At 62.1% G+C, this 488-nt stretch carries 1 protein-coding gene; it reads left to right on the forward strand.

Annotated features, from left to right (window positions below; translation table 11 throughout):
- Positions 1-488, forward strand: a 488-nt coding sequence (locus KQH55_RS15620) for an AMP-binding protein (RefSeq protein ID WP_235091610.1), incomplete at both ends; no start/stop codon positions are given.

The following is a 488-nucleotide window of genomic DNA, read 5'->3' on the forward strand; positions in this document are numbered from 1 at the left end:
GCCGGATCCGTTCTCCGATGAAGCGGGTGCACGGCTATATAAGACCGGGGATGTGGCACGTTATTTACCGGACGGCAATCTGGAGTTTTTGGGGCGCAACGATGAGCAAGTGAAGATCCGCGGCTTTCGGATTGAACCGGGTGAGGTCGAAGCGTGCTTAACGGCGCATCCGCAAGTGCGTGATGCGATGGTGCTGGCAACCGGTGAGGGCTCGGCTAAGCGGCTGGTGGCGTATGTGCAGGCCGAAGCGGACGAGCAGCTCGCGAGCACACTGCGCGCACAGGTGGCGGCGAGCCTGCCTGAGTATATGGTGCCCAGTGCATTTGTGCGGCTGGACGCGTTTCCGCTGACGTCCAACGGCAAGCTGGATCGGCGTGCGCTGCCCGCACCGGATGACGAGGCGCTGGCGCATCAAGCGTATGAAGCGCCGCAAGGCGAGCTGGAGACGACACTCGCGACGATTTGGACCGAGCTATTGGGTGTTAAGC

Source organism: Mycetohabitans sp. B3, from assembly GCF_021498065.1.
Classification (GTDB): Bacteria; Pseudomonadota; Gammaproteobacteria; order Burkholderiales; family Burkholderiaceae; genus Mycetohabitans.